The sequence below is a fragment of the Mesorhizobium sp. M7A.F.Ca.US.006.04.2.1 genome (assembly GCF_004022915.1).
Classification (GTDB): domain Bacteria; phylum Pseudomonadota; class Alphaproteobacteria; order Rhizobiales; family Rhizobiaceae; genus Mesorhizobium; species Mesorhizobium ciceri.
On record NZ_RZQA01000437.1, the window covers coordinates 1 to 5,329 of the forward strand.

The following is a 5,329-nucleotide window of genomic DNA, read 5'->3' on the forward strand; positions in this document are numbered from 1 at the left end:
CTGTGCAGGCGCACTACATCCTGCTCAAGCGCGACCGCCTGCTGGAAGCGCTGAAGCTCTACCCCGAGCAGATGCTGACGTGGTCCCGCCGGCAGCGGCTGACCGAGGTCTCGGACAGCATCGGCATCGGAATGGATGAAGGCTCATGACCGGCGTATCAGGCGGACCGCGGCGGCGACGAGCTCACCGACCGGGCGTGTGGCATTGAGTTTCGAGGCGCGCTCATCCGCAGCCGGCGGCTCGAGGATGGCGAACTGGCTGTCGACCAGGCTCGCCGGCATGAAGTGGCCCTTGCGGCTGCCGACGCGCTGCCTGGCCGTACCAGGGTCGATCTCCAGATAGAGGAAGACGATTTCCGGGCAGAAGCCGCTCAGCCGGTCGCGGTAGCTGCGCTTCAGCGCCGAGCAGGCGGCGACCACGCCGTTGCCCTGCCCCACCGACGCGGCGATGCGCTCGCCGATCGCGTTGAGCCAGCCTTCGCGCAGCTGATCGGTAAGCGGCTCGCCGCTTGCCATGCGTGCGACGTTTTCCGGAGGATGCAGCCTGTCGCCCTCGATAAAGGTAACGCCCAGAGCGGCGGCAAGCCCAATGCCCACCGCCGACTTGCCGCAGCCGGCGACGCCCATAACCACGATGGCCGGCACCGAGCCGGGGGCGCTCGTCGGCGCCTGTGCTGCCGCTTCGTCCACTGTCAGCGGCTTGCCGGCGCGCGGCCGTAGAGCAGCAGCATGGCGACGATGACGACACCGTAGATGATCTGCCGCCCCGCCTCCGGCATCTGCATGACCGACAAGATGGATTGCAGCAACGTGATGAGGATGACACCGGCGACAGTGCCGAGATAGGAGCCGCGCCCACCCAGGATCGAGGTGCCGCCAAGCACCACCGCGGCGATCGACGGCAGCAGATAAGCGTCGCCCATCGACTGCGCCGCCTTGGAGGCATAGCCGGCCAGAAGCACGCCGCCGAAAGCCGAGAGCCCACCGGAGACGGCGAAGGCGATCATCACCACGCGCCTTGTGTCGATGCCGGAGAGATAGGCCGCGCGCTCGCGGTTGCCGATGCCGTAGACGGTGCGGCCGAAGCCGGTCCGCGTCAGCACGAACACCATCGCGGCCCCGATCAGCGCCCAGATGATGACGGCGTTGGGCACGCCCGGAATGGCGAAACCGGTCGCCAGGTAGCGCATCGCGCCCGTCGCCGAATCCTGCGGCGAGAAGCCGCCGGTGTAGACCACCATCAGCCCCTGCGCGACAGCGTTGGTGGCCAATGTGATGATCATCGAGGGGATGCGCAGATAGGCGACGCCGATGCCGTTGACGACGCCGATCAGCATGCCGCAGATGATGCCGAACGGGATGGCCAACGCCACGCCGACCGGGCCGTACGCCGCCGCGGCGCAGGCCATCATGGCGCCCGCCGCCACCGCCCACGGCACCGACAGGTCGATCTGGCCGAGCAGGATGACCAGCATCATGCCTGTCGCGATGACACCGAGGAATGAAGCCACCTTGAGTTGCTGCAGGAGATATTCAGGCGACAGGAAGCTTCTGGAGTAGAGGCTGCCGAAGAACAGCAAAAGCACGATGCAGGCAAAGGCCGTCAGCACCGCCGGATCGGCGCGGCGGATGAATCTGGGCATGCGGCCGGCAATGCCGCCAAGCGTCGTTTCGCTCACAGGAACCACTCCAGCCGGTTGCGGACCCGAAACAGGGCGAAGGCGCCGAGGCTGACGGCGACCAGCAGGATAACGCCCTGGAACAGCGGCTGCCAGAGCGGATCGAAATCGAAGACGAACAACAAGTCGCCGATCGTGCGGAAAGCCAGTGCGCCGAAGATGGCGCCGATGGCGCTGCCCTTGCCGCCGAACAGCGAAACGCCGCCGAGCACCACGGCGGCGATCGAAAACAGCGTGTAGGAGTTGCCGCTGGCATAGGCCGCCTCACCCGTATAGGTGAAGAAGGTCAGGAACAGTCCGCCGATCGCCGCCAGCAGGCCGGCCAGCGTGTAGGCGGCGAACTTGCCGCGCCGGATCGGCACACCCGACATGTAGGCCGCCGTCTCCGATGAGCCTGCCGCGTAGGCGGCGCGGCCAAGCACCGAGCGGCTGAACGGCACCCAGATCACCAGCACGATGGCCAGCAGCACGACGAGACTTGCCGGCACCACGCCGAACACACGGCCGGTCAGCGCATCGGCCAGGTCCTCATTGACCGAGCCGCCCGGAAATGGCCGCAGCAACAGGCCGATGCCGTAATAGACGGCGCCTGTGGCAATGGTGGCGACAATCGGCTGCAGCCGGCCATAGATGACGATGGCGCCGTTGATGGCGCCGCACAGCAGCCCCACCGCCAGCACGGCGATGACGCCGAGCGTCGTCTGCATCGGCGTTCCCACCACCAGCCACGAAGCCAGGCAGTTGGTGAGGAGAAAAATCATGCCGACGGACAGGTCGATGCCGGCGGTGATCACCACCAGCGTCTGCGCCATGGCGACGAAGGCGAGCAGCACGCCCTTGTTGGCCGCCGTCTGCACCACATTGGCGGTGAAGCCGGCCGGATGGTTCGAGGTGTAGATGACGAACATGACGATGAAGATGCCGAACGCCAGCAGCGTTCCGCGCCGCTCGGCCAGCCAGTAACGCCAATCCTTCATGCGCCCACTCCCAGGCCCACCGGGCTGTCCTCGCCATGGATGTTGAGCGCGCTTGATATCAGCGCCCGCTCGGTGATCTCGGCGCCGACCAGCTCGCGCTTGACCGCTCCGTCGTAGAGCACCAGCACACGGTCGCAGCAGCCGATCAGCTCGTCATAGTCGGTCGAGTAGAACAGGATCGCCGCACCCGCGTCGGCCAGTTTGCGCATCAGCTGGTACAGCTCCTGTTTGGTGCCGACGTCGATGCCGCGCGTCGGATCGTTGAGCAGGATGATGCGCGGCTGGCGCATCAGCCATTTGGCGATGACCACCTTCTGCTGGTTGCCGCCCGAAAGCGCGCCGACCGGAATGTCGAGGCCCGCCGTCTTGATCGCCAAAAGGCCGACCATGTCGTCGATCAGCCGCTGCTCGGCGGCACGGTCGATGATGCCGGCTTTCGACAACCGGTCGAGGGCGGCGAAGGACAGGTTCTCGCGCACCGTCATCGGCAGCATCAGACCTTCGGTCTTGCGGTCCTCGGGAATGAGCGCCATGCCGATGCCGTCGTCGCGCGCAACGGATGGACTGGTGATCGACACAGGCTTGCCGTCGATCAGGATCTGGCCGCTGAGGCCGCGCAGCACGCCGAAGAAGGCGAGCAGCAATTCGCGCTGGCCCTGGCCGTCGAGGCCGCCAAGGCCGACCACCTCACCTGCCCTGACGGTCAGCGAGATGTCGTGCAGCCGGTCGGCCCATGAGAGCTTGCGGGCCTCGAGCCTGGGGGCCGCGGCGGCAGGCACGGCCGTCGGCTTGGGCGGAAAGATATGGCTGTATTCGCGGCCGATCATCAGTTCGACCACCTCATTGTCACTCTTCGAGCCGGCTGGATAGCTGGCGACATTGCGGCCGTTGCGGAACACCGTGCACTGATCCGCCAGTTCGGCGATCTCGTTCATGCGGTGCGAGATGTAAAGCAGCGCCAGCCCTTCCGAGCGCAGCCGCTTGAGCACCGCGAAGATCTTCGAGACATCCGCGGCAGTCAGCGCGGAGGTCGCCTCGTCGAGGATAAGGATGCGCGGCTTGCGTGCCAATGCCTTGGCGATCTCGACCATCTGCCGGCGCGACAATGGCAGGTCCTTGACCAGCGCCAGCGGGTGGATGTCGGCGGCGCCGGCACGAGCAAGTGCTTCTTCGGCGATGCGGCGCTGCGCCTTGCGGTCGATCATGCCGAAGCGTTTGGGCGGGTCGGAAATGACGATGTTGTCGGCAACGCTTAGCTCGGGGACAAGCGACAGTTCCTGGAAGATGCAGACGATGCCGGCCTTGTTGGCGGCACCCGGAGAAGCGAAGGTCGCCTCGCGCCCGTCCAGCGTCATGCGGCCCTCATCGGGCGCCACGACACCTGCCATGACCTTGATCAGCGTCGACTTGCCGGCGCCGTTTTCGCCGAGAATGGCGTGGATGCTGCCGGCTTCGACAACAAGCTCGGCCTTCTCCAGCGCGCGTACACCGCCATAGCGCTTGGATATGCCTTCCATACGAAAGAGCGGAGCCGCACCGTCCATCGGCCCTCCCAGGGCGATTGTGGAATTGAGACAAACGCCGCGGCTCAAGCCGCGGCGCCGGGTGACAGCCAGCGATGATTTACTGGTTTTCCTTGGTCTGACCCATGATTTCCTGGGCGCTGAAATTGATGCCGCAGGTCGGGAAGGAATTGCCGACGAAGAAATTGTCGGATTCCTTGGGGAAGTAATCCGTGCCTTCCTTCATGTTCGGGTCTTCGGCGATCGCCAGCGGCAGCTTCACCTCTTGTGGCACCACTTCGCCTTCGAGTGCGGCGATCGCGGTCTTGATGGCGACAGCGACCTGAGCCGGGCCCGAGCCCGCGGACGAGCACTTCAGCCCGTCGGCTGAATGCGCGGCGCAGAACTTGCGGAAGCCGTTCTCGGTCTCGCCGCCAAACGGCACGAACGGATGCTTGGCGTCGATCATCGCCTGCACGATGCCGGTGTCGCCGCCCTGCCCGGTGATGCCGTCGAACGGACCGTTGGTGGCGATCGCATCCGCAGTCACCTTCTGCGCCACGCCGTCATCCCATTTGCCGGCGACTTCGGTCACGTCCCACTTCTTGCCGGACGCATCGAAGACCTCGTGGATGCCGTTGTGACGATCGGTGTCGACGGAGGTGCCGGCGACGCCGCGCACTTCCAGGATCTTGCCGCCGTTCGGTATCTTGCCGACCAGCCACTTGGCCCACAATTCGCCAAGACCCTTCTGATCGACATTGACGTTGATGGCGTCCTTGGTGTCGAGAATGTTGTCGAAGGCGACCAGCACGATGCCCGCTTCCTTGGCACGCTTGATGACCGGACCGAAGGCCGTCGGGTTCTGGGCGTCGGTGACGATGGCGTCATAGCCGGAATCGATGAAATTGTTGATCGCCGAGATCTGTGCCGGCACGTCCTCGCCCGTCGAGACGACCTTGAATTCCTTGATCTTGGCTTTGACTTCAGGTTGCGCGGCGTAGGCCTTGGCCGTCTGCACCATCTGGATGCGCCAGGTGTTGGCGATATAGCCATTGGCGAAGGCGATGCGGAACGGCCCTTCCTTCTTGGGATATTTGAAGAATTTGGTCTCCGCGCTCCACGGCGCGAAACAGTCCGCCTGAGCGGCGGGACCCGACACGATTTCGGGT

At 65.2% G+C, this 5,329-nt stretch carries 5 protein-coding genes; all 5 read right to left on the reverse strand.

Features of this window, described 5'->3' with window-relative positions; genetic code table 11:
- Positions 1-143 precede the first annotated feature (143 nt).
- On the reverse strand, positions 144-689 hold the full coding sequence (locus EN925_RS21780; RefSeq protein WP_063172530.1) for a gluconokinase: 546 nt from the start codon (positions 687-689) through the stop codon (positions 144-146).
- A gap of 2 nt (positions 690-691) precedes the next feature.
- The gene (locus tag EN925_RS21785) at positions 692-1,678 is read right to left on the reverse strand and encodes an ABC transporter permease (RefSeq protein ID WP_013530866.1); all 987 of its coding nucleotides are present in this window, start codon (positions 1,676-1,678) and stop codon (positions 692-694) included.
- The gene (locus EN925_RS21790; RefSeq protein ID WP_127370249.1) at positions 1,675-2,655 is read right to left on the reverse strand and encodes an ABC transporter permease; all 981 of its coding nucleotides are present in this window, start codon (positions 2,653-2,655) and stop codon (positions 1,675-1,677) included. The genes EN925_RS21785 and EN925_RS21790 overlap by 4 nt, the downstream gene beginning before the upstream one ends.
- Positions 2,652-4,199, reverse strand: coding sequence for a sugar ABC transporter ATP-binding protein (locus tag EN925_RS21795; RefSeq protein WP_027160690.1), 1,548 nt, complete (start codon positions 4,197-4,199; stop codon positions 2,652-2,654). The genes EN925_RS21790 and EN925_RS21795 overlap by 4 nt, the downstream gene beginning before the upstream one ends.
- Positions 4,200-4,278: 79 nt before the next feature.
- Positions 4,279-5,329 (reverse strand): sugar ABC transporter substrate-binding protein (locus EN925_RS21800; RefSeq protein WP_128336910.1); only part of this gene is annotated, 1,051 nt, incomplete at its 5' end.

Bases quoted from the DNA above. Each gene is read 5' to 3' on its own strand.
- EN925_RS21790 (WP_127370249.1), bottom strand. From the start codon at position 2,655: ATGAAGGATTGGCGTTACTGGCTGGCCGAGCGGCGCGGAACGCTGCTG.
- EN925_RS21795 (WP_027160690.1), bottom strand. From the start codon at position 4,199: ATGGACGGTGCGGCTCCGCTCTTTCGTATGGAAGGCATATCCAAGCGC.